The sequence below is a fragment of the Bacteroides sp. OF03-11BH genome (assembly GCF_003604005.1).
Taxonomy (GTDB): Bacteria; Bacteroidota; Bacteroidia; order Bacteroidales; family Bacteroidaceae; genus Bacteroides; species Bacteroides ovatus.
Map to the genome: position 1 here is coordinate 132169 of NZ_QTMW01000010.1, position 17970 is coordinate 150138.

The window sequence follows — 17970 nt, forward strand, 5'->3', positions numbered from 1 at the left end:
GCTGTTTTATTTTGCAAAAGCGTGACGGTAGCCTTGTACTTTATTCCATCCGCCGCGAGTGAAGTCGGGTACTTCTACCGGAGCTGAATTGTTCTCGATAGAAAGTCTGGTAAGTTCAGCCATGCAACACCATTCTGCCAGGTCATAAACGTCCATATCCAATGGCAGTCCATTCTGCAAGCAATATGCCAGACGGTAGTCCATGATAAAGTCCATACCACCATGTCCACCTACTTTCTTGGCTGTTTCTTCCAACTCTATATGAATAGGATCTTTATATTTATCCATCAAGGCTTTTTTTACGTTTTCAGGTACAGAACCATGTGCATTCAGATTCTCATGATTAGGCACATCTTTTGAATCAACTAGTGAAGGTCTCAGGCAATATTCTTCAATCGGATATTTGCTTGCGTAACCATCGGCTCCCACTATCTGATACATACGGCTGTATGGGCGTGGAGTCATTACGTTGTGCTGAATCAACATTGTTTTACCGTTCTCTGTGCGAATCAGGGTAGAAGTCTGGTCACCATTCTGGAAGTCAGTCACCTCTTCTCCTGTTTGTTTCTTAATATAAGCCGGTCCGTTGACAGCTTTCGTATCCATCGATACCAATGTTTTCATGCGGTCACCACGGTGGATATTAAGTACCTGACAAGCAGGGCCCATGCCATGGGTAGCATATACATCACCGCGGTGTAGATGATTATAATCCATTCGCCAGTTATTCCAGTATTCAGGCCAGAAATCTTCCAGATTATGGATATATGAACCTTCTACATGAAGTACTTCTCCGAATACGCCTTGTTGTGCCATATTTAAAGAAGTCAGTTCAAAGAAGTCATATACGCAGTTTTCGAGCTGCATACAATGCTTACGTGTCTTTTCGGAAGTATTGATTAGCTGCCAGATTTCATCCAGTGTCATGGCGGCAGGAACTTCGATAGCTACATGCTTACCGTGTTCCATGGCATAAACACCCATTGCTGCATGATGTTTCCAGTCGGTGGCTATGTATACCAGATCAATATCGTCCCGTTCACAAAGTTGCTTCCATGCCTCTTCCGAGCCACTGTAAGAAGCAGCTTCAGGAAGTCCGGCATTCTTCAAAATTTCTTGTGATTTTTCAACACGTTCGGGAAGCAGGTCGCATAATGCTACAATCTTAGTTCCCGGGATATGGGTCCAGCGTGCCACGGCACCAGGACCACGCATTCCTAATCCGATGAAACCGACACGAACGGTATCAATTTTAGGAGTAACGAGTTGGATTACATCTTCTTGTCCGGCAGGGCGGGCAGGAGTTTCTACTTTGATAGGAGTAAAGGCTTCGGGAGCCTTTGGTTGTAGAGTACAACTGGTGTGCCAAGTTAACAAAGCCAAGCCGATAGCCGTGACTGTAAATAGTTTCTTCATCATATTTTAAAGTTTTTAATAGGGGTTATTCGATGTTTTTCATTTACGTGTCAAAAATAGTAATTAATTAGCCAACTATTTATATTTATAATCGATATTTTCATCATAAAAGTTTCTATTATGAGGTAAAAGATGAGTCTGACTTTTTCTACCTGATTTTGTGTAGGCTTATGTGATGTCAAATACATATAAAAGACATGCCATAAAAAGGCTCTTCCTAAAAAGAAGTCACCTTTTTAGAATTGCTTAACGTTTACTGCTCCTGTTGGGGTAAACTACCTACTTCGTCTGTACTTCTGATAGAACCTAGTATTTGTATTTTTTCCAGGCTCCCCTGGTGAAATCCGGTATTTCTACTGCCATGCTCTTATTCAGTACAGATTTTTCACTTAGTTCTGTGATACACGACCATTCGGCTGCATCGTATACATCCATATCCAGTGGAAGCCCGTTGCGCAGACAATGAATAAGGCGGTAATCCATAACATAATTCATTTCATTGGGTAGGCCTCTGCGATGTGCTTCTTCGCCAATGGTTGCGTTAAAAGGATGTTTATAGCGTGCCATCATTTTTTCTAGCAGTTCTCCTTCAAGTGGAGTGTCTCCATTAGGATCTAGGGCGATACAGGGGACAGGGTATTTTTGGGCGAATCCCAGTGTGCCGCATACTGTTTGAAGGCGGCTGTAAGGACGTGGGGTGGATATGTCGTATTGAAGCATGATTGTCTTCCCTTTGAGCGTGTGGATAAGAGTGGTGTTTACGTCTCCCAATTGATATTTCTGGTGGGCTTCCGGTGAATATTCGCCGAATAGTCTGCGGGCATACTCGCTCATTCCTGCCTGATGAGTAGACATGGACACGAGATATTCCATTCTGTCACTGCGATGAATATCCAGTATCTGGCAGGCGGGGCCCAACCCATGAGTGGGATAAGGATTGCCTGTATGTTCGATGCTGTATCTTTTTCCCCAATGGTTGTGATAGCCGCCTTCGCTCTCTTCGGCAAAGTACATTGAACGAAGATCGTGAATGTAGGCTCCTTCTACATGCATGATTTCTCCGAACAATCCTCGTTGGGCCATGTTGAGAGTCATTAGTGCAAAGGGATCATAACAACAATTTTCGAGCATGATGCAGTGTCGCCTGGTTTTTTCTGCAGTGTCTACCAATTGCCAACATTCTTCCACGCTCATAGCAGCCGGAACTTCAATAGCTACATGTTTATTGCATTCCATTGCGAAAGTTGCCATTGGAGTATGCATTAACCAGTCGGTGCAGATGAATATTAAATCTACTTCATCCGATTCGCACATCTTCTTCCATCCCTCCACTCCGGTATATCCGGTGGCTTCGGAACGGTCGGCTTCTTTTAATAGTTGTTGGGCCTTACTTAGATTTCCTTCTCTTATTTCACAAAGAGCTTTGATTTCTACTCCTTCAATTTGCAGATAACGTTGTAAGGTGAGCAATCCTCGATTGCCCAGTCCTATAATCCCGATGTGGACAGTGGGGATAGGGGGATGTGCTAGTCGGAGTACATGCGATTGTACCGGAGAATTTTTCATAAGCTTAGCGGTCTAAAATAAAACAAAAAAAGAGAATCTAATTTCTCAGATTCTCTTTGGAGAGCGGAAGACGGGGCTCAAACCCGCGACCCTCAGCTTGGAAGGCTAATGCTCTATCAACTGAGCTACTTCCGCAATTTTTGTGGGCAAAGATGGATTCGAACCACCGAAGTCGAAAGACAGCAGATTTACAGTCTGCCCCATTTGGCCACTCTGGTATTTGCCCTTTTTTGCTTTTGAGGAGGTTTGTTTCTCAATTGCGGTGCAAAGATACAACTATTTATTTAAACTCCAAACAAAATCGATCATTTTTATTGCAGTAATTGCACATTCATCTCCTTTGTTACCCAGTTTGCCACCGGCACGATCCTCTGCTTGCTCCATTGTATTTGTGGTAATTAATCCGTAAATAACTGGTATATCGCCAGTTGCGTTTAATTCGGTAATTCCTTGGGTTGCTCCCATGCAAACATAATCAAAATGTGGGGTATCTCCTTTAATTACGCAACCAATTGCAATAATTGCATCAAGATCGCAATTTTCCATCATTTGGTTGGCTCCAAAAGTAAGTTCGAAACTTCCCGGTACAGTTTTCACCAGAATATTTTCGTCTTTTGCTCCATGTTTTTTTAATGTATCGACTGCGCCTTTCAGTAAAGCACCGGTAATATTGAAATTCCATTCGGATACGACGATACCAAATTTCATTGCTTCTGCATTCGGAACGGAATTGAAATCATATTCGGATAAGTTATGGTAAGCTGTTGCCATAGTTAATTAAAAGTTGAGAATTATAAAATGAAGATTTGAGAGTATGAGAGATTTAAGAAGAAAGGCACGGATTTCACGGATTCCACGGTTTTAATAGATAGTCCGCTTAATCCGGTGTAATCCGTGCCTCGATTTCCTTATATAATAGATGGTATATTATTTTTTCATCAATTTAGCTTGCTCGATATATTTGTCGATGTCCATAGCCTGATAAGATTGGAAATATTTATCCTTGATCTTAGTGTAAGCGTTTACAGCATCGTCATATTTTCCCTGTTTTACCAGGATTTCACCAGCTTGTATCAGGAAGATCGGGCTTAATGTGTTGTTGTCAGCTTTGTCTGCTGCCGACAATAAAGTAGAAGCCGCTTTGTCTAATTGGCCAAGTTGTGCGTAGCAGTTACCTGCAGCACCCAAAATTGCCGGAGCAACCATTTGGTCTTTTCCATTGAAGCTGTCCAGCATCTTCACTGCTTCTTCATATTTGCCAAGTTGTGCGTAGCAAATACCAGCATAAGCTTTTGCCAAATTGGCAGCTTTTGTTCCGCTGTAGTCATCAGCAACTTTCAGGAAACCTGTATAACCGATGCTGTCACCGTTCAAAGCTTGTTCAAAAGCATCCTGTTCAAAGTATTCCTGTCCTTTGAAAAGAGCTGCCTGTGCTTTTTCTTCACGTGGTTCAGCATAGAGGTTTTTGTACATGATAAAACCTGCTACAATAATAATCACAGCAACAACACCGCCAATAATTGCGTTTTTGTACTTGATAAGAAATGCTTCCGATTGTGTCAGTGCATCTTCTACGTTCAGATGTTCGTTCTGATTCTTTTGTTCTGCCATTTTATATGATTCTTTTTGTTATTATTCACAGTTTGATATTTCGACTCGCAAAAGTAGTTTTTTTATATCTACAAACGAAATTTAGAAGCATCTTTTTTTGTTTTACACCCGAAAACCACGAAAATCTTGCTACTTTTGTGAACAAATTAACGTGTACACAATGATACTGAAACGAATATCCATATTAAACTATAAGAATCTGGAAGAGGTAGAACTGGGATTCTCTGCTAAGCTGAATTGTTTTTTCGGACTGAATGGAATGGGAAAGACGAATTTGCTGGATGCGGTGTATTTCTTGTCTTTCTGTAAGAGCTCCGGAAACCCGATTGATTCTCAAAATATTCGTCATGAACAAGACTTTTTCGTGATTCAGGGCTTTTATGAAGCGGAGGACGGAACTCCTGAAGAGATTTATTGTGGGATGAAACGCCGTTCGAAGAAACAATTTAAGCGGAATAAGAAAGAATATAGCCGTTTTTCGGACCACATCGGTTTTCTGCCTTTGGTGATGGTTTCACCTGCCGATTCCGAATTGATAGCCGGGGGAAGTGAGGAGCGTCGTCGGTTTATGGATGTAGTGATTTCGCAGTATGATAAGGAATATCTTGAAGCGCTGATACGGTATAATAAAGCATTGGCGCAGCGTAACACATTGTTGAAGAGTGAGTTTCCGGTGGAGGAGGAGCTGTTTCTTGTATGGGAGGAGATGATGGCGCAAGCCGGTGCAATCGTATTCCAGAAACGTGAAGCGTTTATCCGGGAGTTTATTCCTATTTTCCAATCTTTCTATTCCTTTATCTCGCAGGATAAAGAGGTGGTGGGATTATCTTATGAGTCTCATGCGCGGGATGCTTCTTTGTTGGAAGTGTTGAAGCAAAGCAGGGAGAGGGATAAGATAATGGGATTCTCTTTGCGTGGGATTCATAAAGATGAGTTGAATATGTTGTTGGGTGAATTCCCGATAAAGAAAGAAGGTTCGCAGGGACAGAACAAAACGTATCTGGTAGCATTGAAACTGGCGCAGTTTGATTTCTTGAAGCGTACCGGCCGGACTGTTCCTTTATTATTATTAGATGATATTTTCGATAAGTTGGATGCTTCCCGTGTAGAGCAAATAGTGAAGCTGGTGGCTGGAGACAATTTCGGGCAGATATTTATAACGGACACGAACCGGGGACATCTCGACCGTATTTTACATAAGGTAGGCAGCGATTATAAAATATTTCGTGTAGAAGAGGGTACAATTCAAGAAACGGAGGCTGATAATGAAGCGCAATGATGCCGAACAAATAGGAAAACTGATTCAACAGTTTCTTCGTCAGGAGAGTTTGGAATCTCCGCTGAACGAACAAAGACTGCTGGATGCCTGGCCTCAAATTTTGGGACCGGCGGCGGCTTATACCAGCAATCTTTATATTCGTAATCAGACACTATACGTGCATCTGACTTCCGCAGCTCTTCGTCAGGAATTGATGATGGGACGTGAGGTATTGGTGCGCACGCTGAATCAGAGAGTCGGAGCTACCGTAATTACAAATATTATTTTTCGTTGAAGAAAGATATTCTGTCTGTAACCTTTATACCTAGCTTCCGGAGTGTTTCGGTTGCACGGTTGTAATAAAAAGGATTTTCCAAATATTGATTGTTATGGGCGTCTACGCCGATGATAGCGGTGCAACCTTCATGGGCGGCTATTTTCCAGAAATCCGGATGAGGAATGGTAGTAATACCATGAATATCATTGTACTCTTCATATCCGATATTATATTCCAACGGTAAGTTTAACCGTACTGCCGTCCGGCAGATATGTCTGCTGACTAGCTTACAATGACGATCAAACTCGGGGTAAGAACGCATAAATAAATCCGGATGGGCAAGGTAGGCAAATAGTCCGCTTTCCATTCCTTCAATGGCACTCTCTTCATAGAGTTCGAGCATGTCTACCGAATCTGTATTCCGGCCGAAGTAGGGGAACTTCTCATCTGTGTGAAAATGGTGATTTCCGAAGATGATATAGTCCAGTTTATATTCTTTGATGATTCCTTTTAACCAGTGTATGTATTCAGGAAAGTATTCGCATTCCAATCCTATTTTTATGCTGATTTGATTTTTATATTTCTCTTGCAGCGAACGGATACTTTCCACATATCCCGGTAACTCTTCGGGAAGCATCCGAATGTCGGATATATAATCAGTGTGATATTTCCACGGAGTGTGGTCAGAAAAGCCTAATTCTTGATAGCCGCCTTTGATGGCACTTAAAACAAATTCTTCGTCACTCCCTGTCGCATGATGGCAGCGGGTGGTGTGGGTGTGATAATTCGTCTTCATTGATTGTTATGATTATATCCATGCGGATGTCGAATGATTCCGCCGGAACTTCTTCTACTAATTGAAATGGGAAACAGATTCCTGCTTTATAGGCTGATGGTATGCGTGGCAGGAGACGGTCATAATATCCTTTTCCCCGCCCCAAACGGTTACCTTTAGCATCGAAAGCTACTCCGGGAACGACGATGAAGTCTATGGCCGCATAGTCTGTGAATATTTCTCCGGTTGGTTCTGCTATACCGTAGATACCGCTGATTGACATGTCTTCCGGTCCTGTGTATATCCGTAGTTCTAAATCATCGCCTACTACTACAGGGAGTAGAATCCGCTTTTCGCTACTCCATTTTTGAATAAAGGCATGTGTATCTACTTCATCATTCAGCGAATGGTATAGTAATACAGTATTTGCCGCCCTGAAAGCCGGATGGGCTTCAAGGGCGGCAAGTATATTAGCTGATTGCAGCTTTCGCATAGTTGAATCCGCGTGTTGGGTCTTCAGTAATGCTATATGCTTGCGCAGTTCTTTTTTTCTTTCCATCTTTTTTATCTTTCGTCACTTCTTCTTCAACGGCTACCGGAGCTTTGGGGAAAGCTTCTCCTTTTTCAAGTATCTCAATACCTTTAATGACAGTAGCATCTGTTTTGTTGAAGTATTGGAGATAGGCTTCCAGTCCAAGCATATTGTAGATGATGTTGCCAAAGAGGTTCTTTTCCAATAGTTTGTATGATTTCTGAATGAGGATATTTCTTCTTTTCACTCCTTTACTGTCGGCAAAACGGACAAACTGTTCCACCAAACCTTGATGACGAAGATAGTTTAGTAATTCTTCCTCAGTTTCGTATTGGCTTAACTTCTTCCGGTTATTGTCGGTGTATTGGAATGTGAACTGAATAGTCAGTCCCCGGTTAATAACTGTCGATAGATAAGAAGTGACTCCCGTTGTATCCTGCGGTACGAATATATCCGGCATGATACCACCGCCGCCATACACAGTACGTCCCAAGCTGGTATTATAACGTTCGCTCTCATTCTGCTTGATACTATCACGTGAGAAAAATTCTCCATGTTCGTAACGGGTGTATAAATCCAGCTCGTAGTTACGGTCTTTACCGCTTTCGTATGGGCGTTGGATGCAACGTCCGGATGGGGTGTAGTAGCGGGCGATTGTCAGGCGGATAGCCGATCCGTCACTGAAATCGATAGGCTGTTGCACAAGTCCCTTACCGAAAGAACGGCGTCCTACAACTGTACCCCGGTCGTTATCTTGAATAGCTCCGGTGAAAATTTCACTGGCGGAAGCAGATCCTTCGTCAATCAATACAACGAGCGGCATTTTCTGACAACTACCCGTACCGTTGGCAAATTCTTCTGCACGTGGATATTTACGGCCTTGAGTATATACGATCAACTTACCTTCAGGCAAGAATTCATTTACCATGCGGATAGCAGCTTCCATATATCCTCCGGTATTACCGCGCAGGTCAATGATTAGACCTTTGCATTTTTTGTGGTTGAGTTGTGCTAATGCATTAAGCAATTCCACATGGCTGGTACGTCCGAATTTGCTGACTTTCACATAGCCGATATGGTCGTTTACCATGTAAGCAGCATCTACGGTATTTTGAGGAATGTCTCCACGTGTGATGTTGAAGTGTAATAAGTCCTTTTCTCCTGTTCGTTTGATTCCCAATTTTACCTGTGAGCCTTTCGGACCTTTCAAGGTGCGCATAGCCCGTTCGTTCGTTACTTTCTTGCCGACAAACAAGCTATCATCTACAGTAACAATGCGGTCGCCCGCCATTAATCCTATCTTTTCAGAAGGACCTCCCTGAACAACAGCATTGACATGAATGGTGTCATTCTGTATGGTAAACTGGATACCAATTCCGCTGAAGCTGCCTTCCAGTTCAGAGTTGACTTCTTCGAGATTTTGGGCTGGGATATAAGTTGAATGCGGATCCAGTTCGGCTAGAATTTGCGGCATGGCTTTTTCTACCAAATCGGCCATGTTTACGGTGTCGACATATTGATCGTCTACAATGCGTAACAAAGCGTTTAGCTTATTGGAGGAACCATTAATGATACCCAAACGGTTGCCGGCAAAATGCTTGGCATAAAATGTACCGATAAGAATCCCGACTACCACACTGACTGCTATGATGACAGGTGTAAAACGTGAAGAGTTTTTTGTACTCATGTCTATTCCTTTTTTAAAACGTTCGTCTTCTTATTTATTTGGAGAGGAATTATCATCTAACTCTGTGTAGATAACTTCGATTCCCGCCCGTTTTAATAACTCTATTCCATCTTCCAGGCGGTAATGCTCGGAATAAACTACCCGTTTGATTCCTGCCTGTATGATTAACTTTGCACATTCGATGCAAGGAGAGGCGGTGACGTACATGGTAGCACCGTCGCTACTGTTATTTGAACGCGCTATTTTGGTAATGGCATTGGCTTCCGCATGCAGAACGTATGGTTTTGTCAGGTTGTTTTCATCTTCACATACATTCTCGAATCCGGAAGGTGTTCCATTATATCCGTCGGAGATAATCATTTTATCCTTAACAATTAAAGCTCCTACTTTACGGCGTTGACAATAGGAATTTTCAGCCCATATACTGGCCATACGTATATAACGTTTGTCAAGTTCTAATTGTTTCTTTTCAGTGTCCATGTTGTTTACTATTTACTGCTTACTACCCGGAAAACCATACGGAAAGTTTGTTTACCGGATGCCGGTTTGTATAAAAGGTATAAGTTATTACTATCTCCTTCGTAAGATGTAGCTGCATTAAGCCCCTCTATAAAATTTTTGGCGAGTTTGTCGTCGCCATAACTACCTGCAGTGGTAACTGTAGCTTTGAAGCTATTGTTTTTGGCGTTGGCATTCCATTTTCCTTCAAAAGTACTGGTTGCAATTACAGTTCCTTTTATATTTCCGTTAATAACATCTCCATCTACTGTGCCATCAAATACAATATTATATGTACCGTTTTTATTAAGCTCTTTAATACTTGTTTTCTCTTGTTCTTCATTCTCCCAAAAGCCAAACATCTCATGACCTCCATCTACTGTGATATAATTTAGTTTCCAGGTTTTTCCTGTAAAGATGGCAGCTACATCGTCCGAATCATTACATCCTGAAAATAAAGGAAGCAATAAAAGCAATCCTACTATTTGAAATATACTTCTCTTCATATTTAATATCTAATAACTTAATATTTACTACTTATTTCTTTATCCCATTTCTGATTAGCAAAGCATCAATGCTCGGTTCCTGTCCGCGGAAACGTTTATAAAGTATCATCGGATGTTCCGTTCCTCCTTTCGACAGAATATTATTGCGGAATGAGTCTGCCACTTCCTGATTGAATATCTCTTTTTGCTTGAATAATGAAAATGCGTCGGCATCCAATACTTCGGCCCATTTATAGCTATAGTATCCGGCGGCATATCCACCGGCAAAGATGTGGGAGAATTGCGTACTCATACAAGCTTCTTGTACTACCGGCAATATTTGCGCATCCTTCCAGGCTTCTTGTTCATAAGCTTTCACATCTCCTTCAAAAGGAGTGTTGCGCGTATACCATGCCATATCAAGTAAACCGAAACTTATTTGTCGTAGACAAGCATACGCAATATTGAAGTTTGATGCATCTACAAGGCGTTTTATCAATTCATCCGGCAATACTTCTCCCGTCTGATAATGGCGGGCAAAGGTATTGAGGAAATCTTTCTCTATGGCGAAATTTTCCATAATTTGTGAGGGAAGCTCCACGAAATCCCAATATACATTGGTTCCACTTAAACTCCTGTAAGTAGAATTGGCAAACATACCGTGCAGACTATGCCCGAACTCATGCAAGAATGTTTCTACTTCATTGAAAGTCAATAAAGCGGGCTTATTCTCGGTTGGCTTGGTGAAGTTCATCACAACGGATACATGAGGGCAGCTGTTTTTACCGGTCTTTTTATCTATCCATTGGTCCTTATAACTCGTCATCCAGGCTCCGGCCCGCTTTCCCGGACGCGGATGGAAATCGGTGTATAAGACGGCTAAAAATTTACCGTCTTTATCAAACACTTCAAAGGCTTCCACCTCTTTATGGTAAACCGGAATTTCTGTATTTTTCCGGAAAGTGATTCCATATAACTTTTCTGCCAAGCCAAACACTCCTTTCTTCACTTGTTCCAGTTCGAAGTAAGGGCGGAGCATTTCTTCGTTGATATTGAATTTTTTGTCCTTTAGTTTATTTGAATAATAACTCCAGTCCCAAGGCATGACAACGAAATCAGCTCCCTGTTCTTCGCGAGCCAGTTCTTGTATCTCTTTATATTCTTGTTGTGCAGTAGGAGTGTATGCTTCCAGCAGTTGGTTGAGCAGCTTGTATACCGACTTGCTGTTTTCAGCCATTCTTTTCTTTAGCGTATATTCCGCATAATCTTTGTATCCCAGTAACTGGGCTATTTTCATGCGTGTATTGGCTATCTTTTTTACGATGTCGATATTATTGAATTCGTTATCGTGTGTACATTTGGTATTATAAGCCATATAGAGTTTTTGACGTAAATCCCGATTGTCAGAATACGTCATGAAAGGAATATAGCTCGGAGCGTGAAGTGTGAATGCCCATCCTTCTTTTTCTTCGTTCTTGGCCGTTTCTGCAGCTGCTTCTATGATAATTTCAGGTAGTCCGGCGAGGCTCTCTTTTTTCGTTAACAGCATTTGATAAGCATTCGTCTCTTTCAGGTTGTTTTCACTGAAGGTAAGCGTCAATTTACTCAATTCGGTAGTCAGACGACGGTATTCTTCCCGTGCTTCTCCTTCTAAATTGGCGCCATGACGAATAAAACTGTTATATGCATTTTCCAGTAACTGTTTTTGTTCCTGTGTCAGTTGCAAAGTCTCTTTTTGGTTATACACTTCCTTCACACGTGCGAATAGCTTTTCGTTCAGTGTGATATTATTGCTGTGTTCACTAAGCAACGGCATAATCTTTTGAGCGAGTTCTTGTAGATCGTCATTCGTTTCTGCGCTCAACATATTACCGAAGACGGCAACTACTTTGTCAAGTAATTCCCCTGACTCTTCGAAAGCTTCTATCGTATTGGTAAAATCAGCCTTTTCCGGATTCTGTATGATGGCCTCTATTTCAGCATTTTGTAGCTTGATTCCTTCGAGGATAGCAGGCTCATAATGTTCTGTTTCAATCCGGTCAAACGGCACGGCTTCGTGCGGCGTGTGGTATTGCCCGTAGAAAGGATTCTGGGCATTTGTTATATTGTTCATAGTGCAAACTAGTATCAATGTTATTAATAATCTCTCCATAGAGTTACAAAGCTACTAAAATTGTAGCTTATTCAACGGATAACACGTTGCTTTTTAACAATATATAAAATGAAATGTATAAAAAAACCGCTACGGTTTCCCGCAGCGGTTTCTATATTGTTCAGACTTCTAATTAAGCGTTAACTGATGCCATGTGAGCGATCAAGTCAAGAACTTTGTTAGAGTAACCGATTTCGTTGTCATACCAAGATACAACTTTAACGAAAGTATCAGTCAAAGCGATACCTGCTTTAGCGTCGAAGATAGAAGTACGAGCGTCACCCAAGAAGTCAGAAGAAACTACTGCATCTTCAGTGTAACCCAGGATACCTTTCAATTCGCCTTCAGAAGCTTCTTTCATTGCAGCGCAGATTTCAGCGTAAGTAGCCGGTTTAGCCAAGTTAACTGTCAAATCAACTACAGATACGTCCAAAGTCGGAACACGCATAGACATACCAGTCAATTTGCCGTTCAATGCAGGGATTACTTTACCTACAGCTTTAGCAGCACCAGTAGAAGAAGGAATGATATTGCCAGAAGCAGCACGACCACCTCTCCAGTCTTTCATAGAAGGACCGTCAACTGTTTTCTGAGTAGCAGTTGTAGAGTGAACTGTAGTCATCAAACCGTCAAGGATACCGAACTTGTCATTCAATACTTTAGCGATAGGAGCCAAACAGTTAGTAGTACAAGAAGCGTTAGATACGAATTGAGTACCTTTTACATATGTTTTTTCGTTTACACCGCAAACGAACATCGGAGTGTCATCTTTAGAAGGAGCTGACATTACAACATATTTTGCACCAGCTTCGATGTGAGCCTGAGCTTTGTCTTTGCTCAAGAACAAACCTGTAGATTCAACAACGTATTCTGCACCTACTTCATTCCATTTCAAGTCAGCCGGATTTCTTTCAGCTGTGATACGGATAGCTTGACCGTTAACGATCAGTTTGCTGTTTTCAACATCTGCTTCGATAGTACCGTTGAACTGTCCGTGCATTGTGTCATACTTCAGCATGTAAGCCAAGTAATCAACCGGGCAAAGGTCATTGATACCTACGATTTGAATATCGTTTCTCTCCATTGCAGCGCGGAAAACGAAACGTCCGATACGTCCGAATCCATTAATACCTACTTTAATCATTTTGTTTAAACTTTTAAGGGTTTTATAATATTTGTTCAAATATCTCTCGACCTGCGCACTTGTTTTATTTTCAAATGCGGTGCAAAATTACAAAAATGTTTTTATATTCGCATATTAAATTCACATTAAATATTGAAAAAAGATGGGAAAGAGCACATTTTTACAGGACTTTAAGGCGTTTGCTATGAAAGGTAACGTCATAGACATGGCTGTCGGTGTAGTTATTGGTGGTGCGTTTGGAAAAATCGTATCATCATTGGTTGCTAATGTTATTATGCCTCCGATTGGTTTACTGGTTGGCGGTGTGAACTTTACGGATTTGAAATGGGTGATGAAAGCGGCGGAGATCGGTGCTGACGGTAAGGAGATAGCTCCGGCTGTGACATTGGATTATGGTCAGTTTCTGCAAGCCACCTTTGATTTTCTGATTATTGCTTTTGCTATATTCTTATTTATACGGTTGATTACGAAACTGACAACTAAAAAACAGGCAGAAGTGCCAGCTACTCCTCCGGCTCCTCCTGCACCAACGAAGGAAGAAGTCTTGTTGACGGAGATACGCGATTTGCTGAAAGAAAAGAATAGTTGATTCTAATTAAAATAAAGGAGATTCCAAGTATAAACTTGTGAATCTCCTTTATTTTTCTCTTCATTATTAATATAGATTGCGTACTTTTTTCTACTTTTGCAACTCAATTTATTCAAAATCCAACCATTGATATGCAGGAAAAAATAATAATTCTTGATTTCGGTTCGCAGACAACACAGCTTATAGGCCGTCGTGTACGTGAATTGGATACGTATTGTGAAATTGTTCCTTATAACAAATTTCCTAAAGAAGACCCTACTATTAAAGGAGTCATTCTCTCCGGAAGTCCTTTCTCGGTTTACGATAAAGATGCTTTCAAAGTAGATTTGAGTGAAATTCGTGGTAAATATCCGATATTGGGTATTTGTTATGGTGCACAATTTATGTCATACACCAATGGCGGAAAAGTGGAACCAGCCGGAACACGCGAATATGGACGTGCTCACTTGTCTTCTTTCTGCAAAGATAATGTGCTATTTAAAGGTGTACGTGATGGATCGCAGGTATGGATGAGTCATGGAGATACGATTACTGCTATTCCTGATAATTTCAAGAAAATAGCTTCAACAGATAAAGTAGAGATTGCTGCTTATCAGGTAGAAGGTGAGCAAGTGTGGGGTGTTCAATTCCATCCGGAAGTATTCCATAGTGAAGACGGAACTCAAATCCTGAAGAACTTTGTGGTAGATGTTTGCGGTTGCAAACAAGACTGGTCGCCGGCTTCTTTCATTGAAAGTACGGTTGCCGAGCTGAAAGCGCAGTTGGGGGATGATAAAGTCGTTCTCGGTTTGAGTGGCGGAGTTGATTCTTCAGTTGCAGCAGTGTTGTTAAACAAGGCTATCGGTAAGAACTTGACTTGTATCTTTGTAGATCACGGTATGCTACGTAAGAATGAGTTCAAGAATGTGATGAAGGATTACGAGTGTCTCGGTCTGAATGTGATTGGCGTTGATGCCAGCGCAAAGTTCTTCGCGGAACTAGCTGGTGTGGCTGAACCGGAAAGTAAGCGTAAGATTATAGGTAAGGGCTTCATCGATGTATTTGATGTGGAGGCTCACAAGATAAAAGACGTGAAATGGCTGGCGCAGGGTACCATTTATCCGGATTGTATTGAGTCATTGTCTATCACGGGTACAGTGATTAAGAGCCATCATAATGTAGGTGGACTTCCTGAAAAGATGAATCTGAAATTGTGTGAGCCACTTCGTTTGTTGTTTAAGGATGAGGTTCGTCGGGTAGGTCGTGAGTTGGGTATGCCGGAACATCTGATTACCCGCCATCCGTTCCCGGGGCCGGGGCTGGCAGTGCGTATTCTGGGTGATATTACTCCTGAAAAAGTACGTATTCTGCAGGATGCTGATGATATCTTTATTCAGGGATTGCGTGACTGGGGATTGTATGACCAGGTATGGCAGGCAGGAGTTATCTTGTTGCCGGTACAGTCTGTAGGCGTGATGGGAGATGAACGTACGTACGAAAGAGCAGTTGCTTTACGTGCTGTGACATCTACAGATGCCATGACAGCCGACTGGGCGCATCTGCCTTATGAATTTATGGGTAAGGTATCGAATAATATTATTAATAAGGTGAAGGGAGTGAACCGTGTAACCTATGATATCAGTTCTAAACCACCAGCAACCATTGAGTGGGAATAATAACACTTTATAATCTAAAAATAGCCTCAATAGGAATTCCTGTTGAGGCTATTTTTATGATGAATAGGTTCTTTATTATAATGAGTCAGTCTGTATCTACTCGCTTACCAGCTTCTGTGCATCCGGAATAAGAATCTCTTTCCGACGTAATTCTAATAATCCTTTGTCTTGTAGCTCATTGAGCGCTTTTGAAGTATTCAGCCGGGTGTCATCTAAGTAGCGGGCAAGATCGTCCATCTTCATTTTGAATATCTTTTCTCCCTGAATCTTTTCACAATGCAACAGAAAAAAGCGAATGATTTTCTCTGTTAAATCCTGTGTCGGCTCTTCCCATAAGCGGGAGTAAAGATTTTGTGCCCGGTTACTTACGATATTCATATAGTTGAGCCGGAATATTTCATATTTGAACAGATCGCTAAGTACAAATGCTTTGCTGATACTGACAGTATGCGCTTCTGTATGTGCCACATAAGCAGAAGTGTAATGGGTGTTCATGCCAAACAGCGACTGTGGTTCCAGCAGGTAAGGTGCTTCCATCTGTTCAATGACGGTGTATATATTTTCTTTGGAATTTGTGACGATAGAAACCTCGCCTTTTAACAGGAAGCAGAGTTGTTTACACGGACTACCACTCTCAATGATAGTTTCTCCCACTTTATGCTTGATAAAGTGTAGCTTGACCTTATCCAGAATACTTGTGAAATCTTCATGACAAAGACCTTGAAATAAAGGCAATTGGAGCAAAGTGTCGAACATTGTTTCCATATGTTGTAATCTCTTGTTAATCGTACAAATTTACTCATAATACAACACTGCTGTCAACATCTGACCGTTCTTTTTGTTTTTTTTATTGTTTGAATGCATAAAAATAGAGTATATTTGCAGAAAAAAAGGAGGAAATTATGTTCGCAGGCTTCAATTGGCAACAGATGATTAGTGCGTTTATCGTACTTTTTGCCGTGATAGACATTATCGGCTCTATACCTATTATAATTAACCTGAAAGAAAAAGGGAAAGATGTGAATGCAATGAAAGCTACCGTCATCTCTTTTGCTTTGCTGATCGGATTTTTCTATGCGGGAGATATGATGCTGAAACTCTTCCATGTAGATATCGAATCGTTTGCAGTTGCCGGTGCGTTTGTTATCTTCCTCATGTCTTTGGAGATGATTTTGGATATTGAGATTTTCAAAAATCAGGGTCCTATCAAAGAAGCTACTTTGGTGCCGCTTGTCTTTCCTTTGTTGGCAGGTGCCGGAGCTTTCACTACTTTGCTTTCTCTTCGGGCGGAATATGCCAGTATCAATATCATTATAGCTTTAGTATTGAACATGATCTGGGTTTACTTTGTAGTGAGTATGACTGGTCGTGTAGAACGTTTCCTGGGAAAAGGTGGTATCTATATTATTCGTAAGTTTTTTGGTATCATCTTATTGGCTATTTCTGTAAGGTTGTTTACGGCCAATATAACCTTATTGATTGAAGCGTTGCATCGGTCTTGATTAGGCTTAATCCTTCTTGTTAAATTGAATACTATTGTATCGGTTGTGCCATCGTGTTGGCACAACTGTGACATGTCTCTGTCACAAGCGTGCCACTTCGATGGCACAAGTCTGCCAATATGGGTGACATGAGTTGGCATTTATAGCGTTTCTTCTTCTTCTTCTTCTGCTGCTGCTGCAGTTGTTGCTTCTTCTTCTGTATTCTCTTCCTCTTCCGTTTCATCTGCAAAAGGTTCCGGCCGTTGCGGTCCGTGATTTACGAAAACGAAAGCGCAGAGCGTTCCCATAATTCCTCCGCTAAGATGTCCTTCCCACGACATATTGGTAGGGGAGAAATAAGGAAACATATGCCATATAATTCCTCCATATAAAAAGGTGACAAGTAAAGAGATGGCAATGAGTGGAACATATTTGCGGAGAATACCACTGAAAAAGAGAAAGAAGGCAAAGCCATAGATCAGTCCACTGGCACCGATGTGCCATCCCGGTTTTCCGATCAGAAAAGTTAGTAGTCCGCTTCCGAGCCAAATGAGAATAAAAATTTTACCGGCTATTCCCCAGTAAAAGTAAAAAAGACACCATGACAAGAAGAATAAAGGGATTGTATTTGCTAATAAATGACTGAACCCGCTGTGTATCAGCGGATGGGTTAAAATGCCGATCAGTCCCCGTTTCTCCATAGGATATACCCCCAAGCGAGAGAAGTCCCAGTCCATCCCGACTTCCATAATCTTGAGTATATAGAGAATAAAAATAAGAAACAAAGGCTTTGCTGCAGCCAGCATGATACGCTGAATATCTTGCTTCATGACATTCTTTTCTT

General features: G+C 41.5%; 18 protein-coding genes and 2 tRNA genes. 5 read left to right on the forward strand and 15 right to left on the reverse strand.

The annotated features are described in order from the left end of the window. Window positions 1-6: 6 nt before the first annotated feature. The 6 genes from DXA54_RS10015 to DXA54_RS10040 all read right to left on the reverse strand — a co-directional run bounded on the left by DXA54_RS10015 (window position 7) and on the right by DXA54_RS10040 (window position 4593). Window positions 7-1416, reverse strand: a complete 1410-nt coding sequence (locus DXA54_RS10015) for a Gfo/Idh/MocA family protein (protein ID WP_120079407.1) — start codon at window positions 1414-1416, stop codon at window positions 7-9. A 306-nt stretch (window positions 1417-1722) separates the two neighbouring features. Beyond that, window positions 1723-2982 (reverse strand): Gfo/Idh/MocA family protein, encoded by a 1260-nt coding sequence (locus DXA54_RS10020; protein ID WP_004308568.1) that lies wholly within the window; start codon window positions 2980-2982, stop codon window positions 1723-1725. A 62-nt stretch (window positions 2983-3044) separates the two neighbouring features. Beyond that, window positions 3045-3117 (reverse strand) — tRNA-Gly (locus tag DXA54_RS10025). Between the two features lie 8 nt (window positions 3118-3125). Then, window positions 3126-3208 (reverse strand) — tRNA-Tyr (locus DXA54_RS10030). 50 nt (window positions 3209-3258) lie between these two features. Beyond that, window positions 3259-3753: a 6,7-dimethyl-8-ribityllumazine synthase gene (gene ribH, locus DXA54_RS10035; protein WP_004301766.1), complete on the reverse strand. Its 495-nt coding sequence runs from the start codon at window positions 3751-3753 to the stop codon at window positions 3259-3261. A gap of 156 nt (window positions 3754-3909) precedes the next feature. Further along, window positions 3910-4593: a tetratricopeptide repeat protein gene (locus DXA54_RS10040; protein WP_004301767.1), complete on the reverse strand. Its 684-nt coding sequence runs from the start codon at window positions 4591-4593 to the stop codon at window positions 3910-3912. Between the two features lie 160 nt (window positions 4594-4753). Here DXA54_RS10040 and recF point away from each other — a divergent pair, with 160 nt between their 5' ends. Continuing rightward, a complete protein-coding gene (recF, locus tag DXA54_RS10045) occupies window positions 4754-5872 on the forward strand; it encodes a DNA replication/repair protein RecF (RefSeq protein WP_032855812.1) in 1119 nt (372 codons plus the stop codon). Continuing rightward, window positions 5859-6146 (forward strand): DUF721 domain-containing protein, encoded by a 288-nt coding sequence (locus tag DXA54_RS10050; RefSeq protein WP_004301769.1) that lies wholly within the window; start codon window positions 5859-5861, stop codon window positions 6144-6146. Before recF ends, DXA54_RS10050 begins: the two co-directional genes overlap by 14 nt. Here the strand turns inward: DXA54_RS10050 and DXA54_RS10055 are convergent. The 7 genes from DXA54_RS10055 to gap form a co-directional block, all read right to left on the reverse strand. Further along, on the reverse strand, window positions 6133-6924 hold the full coding sequence (locus DXA54_RS10055; RefSeq protein WP_004324986.1) for a histidinol-phosphatase: 792 nt from the start codon (window positions 6922-6924) through the stop codon (window positions 6133-6135). The genes DXA54_RS10050 and DXA54_RS10055 overlap by 14 nt on opposite strands. Then, complete coding sequence (locus tag DXA54_RS10060; RefSeq protein WP_004308571.1) at window positions 6869-7396, reverse strand: 5-formyltetrahydrofolate cyclo-ligase; 528 nt, start codon at window positions 7394-7396, stop codon at window positions 6869-6871. Before DXA54_RS10060 ends, DXA54_RS10055 begins: the two co-directional genes overlap by 56 nt. Next, window positions 7374-9122, reverse strand: coding sequence for a S41 family peptidase (locus tag DXA54_RS10065; RefSeq protein ID WP_120079383.1), 1749 nt, complete (start codon window positions 9120-9122; stop codon window positions 7374-7376). Before DXA54_RS10065 ends, DXA54_RS10060 begins: the two co-directional genes overlap by 23 nt. A gap of 30 nt (window positions 9123-9152) precedes the next feature. Further along, window positions 9153-9602: a dCMP deaminase family protein gene (locus tag DXA54_RS10070; protein ID WP_004301773.1), complete on the reverse strand. Its 450-nt coding sequence runs from the start codon at window positions 9600-9602 to the stop codon at window positions 9153-9155. A gap of 8 nt (window positions 9603-9610) precedes the next feature. Next, the gene (locus DXA54_RS10075; RefSeq protein ID WP_120079385.1) at window positions 9611-10126 is read right to left on the reverse strand and encodes a DUF4847 family protein; all 516 of its coding nucleotides are present in this window, start codon (window positions 10124-10126) and stop codon (window positions 9611-9613) included. A 31-nt stretch (window positions 10127-10157) separates the two neighbouring features. Next, on the reverse strand, window positions 10158-12218 hold the full coding sequence (locus DXA54_RS10080) for a M3 family metallopeptidase (RefSeq protein ID WP_120079387.1): 2061 nt from the start codon (window positions 12216-12218) through the stop codon (window positions 10158-10160). 172 nt (window positions 12219-12390) lie between these two features. Continuing rightward, window positions 12391-13401, reverse strand: coding sequence for a type I glyceraldehyde-3-phosphate dehydrogenase (gene gap / locus DXA54_RS10085; protein WP_004301776.1), 1011 nt, complete (start codon window positions 13399-13401; stop codon window positions 12391-12393). A 142-nt stretch (window positions 13402-13543) separates the two neighbouring features. On the opposite strand from gap, the gene mscL reads away from it, so the two are divergent. Beyond that, complete coding sequence (gene mscL / locus DXA54_RS10090; protein WP_004301777.1) at window positions 13544-13990, forward strand: large-conductance mechanosensitive channel protein MscL; 447 nt, start codon at window positions 13544-13546, stop codon at window positions 13988-13990. 131 nt (window positions 13991-14121) lie between these two features. After that, entirely contained in the window at window positions 14122-15645 is a 1524-nt protein-coding gene (guaA, locus tag DXA54_RS10095; RefSeq protein ID WP_008650876.1) for a glutamine-hydrolyzing GMP synthase, read from the forward strand. A gap of 96 nt (window positions 15646-15741) precedes the next feature. Here guaA and DXA54_RS10100 read toward each other — a convergent pair whose 3' ends face one another. After that, window positions 15742-16410: a Crp/Fnr family transcriptional regulator gene (locus DXA54_RS10100; RefSeq protein ID WP_004316175.1), complete on the reverse strand. Its 669-nt coding sequence runs from the start codon at window positions 16408-16410 to the stop codon at window positions 15742-15744. Window positions 16411-16547: 137 nt separating this feature from the next. On the opposite strand from DXA54_RS10100, the gene DXA54_RS10105 reads away from it, so the two are divergent. After that, on the forward strand, window positions 16548-17147 hold the full coding sequence (locus tag DXA54_RS10105; protein WP_008650877.1) for a MarC family protein: 600 nt from the start codon (window positions 16548-16550) through the stop codon (window positions 17145-17147). A gap of 140 nt (window positions 17148-17287) precedes the next feature. Here the strand turns inward: DXA54_RS10105 and DXA54_RS10110 are convergent, their stop codons facing one another. Then, window positions 17288-17956 carry a rhomboid family intramembrane serine protease gene (locus DXA54_RS10110; protein WP_120079409.1) on the reverse strand — a complete coding sequence of 223 codons (669 nt, stop codon included), beginning with the start codon at window positions 17954-17956 and terminating at the stop codon, window positions 17288-17290. Between the last annotated feature and the right edge of the window lie 14 nt (window positions 17957-17970).